The following is a 328-nucleotide window of genomic DNA, read 5'->3' as shown; positions in this document are numbered from 1 at the left end:
CCATCAACTTGAATAGCTGCTAAAACTAAAAAAATGCCGATGATACCAAAAACAAAGCCACGAGCAGCAATTCCAAATCTGCCTAAGCAAACAGCCCAAGTTCTTTCACGATAAGACATTTCGTCAAGTTTTAACTCGCGACGAAATTTTGCTTTGTATGCTTGAAACAAAAAAGAAATTCCTACACAAATTACCATTACTCCCCCCAGTGCAACAAGCCATCTCCCAAAAGGTTGAGCTAAAAAATATATTGTCCAATCTTCAAGTGGCTCGTCGTCATTACTTCTCGAACCCATAATCAGTTTTACTGCCGTCAATGCCAAACCTG

1 protein-coding gene is annotated in these 328 nt (G+C 39.6%); it reads right to left on the bottom strand.

Annotated features, from left to right (window positions below; translation table 11 throughout):
• Positions 1-328: DUF1206 domain-containing protein (locus DSM106972_RS50100; protein ID WP_148129294.1), on the bottom strand; the 328-nt coding region annotated here is incomplete at both ends.

Source organism: Dulcicalothrix desertica PCC 7102, from assembly GCF_003991905.1.
GTDB lineage: Bacteria > Cyanobacteriota > Cyanobacteriia > Cyanobacteriales > Nostocaceae > Dulcicalothrix > Dulcicalothrix desertica.
Note: the sequence above shows the minus strand (reverse complement) of the source record. Positions and strands in the feature narration are given on the sequence as shown.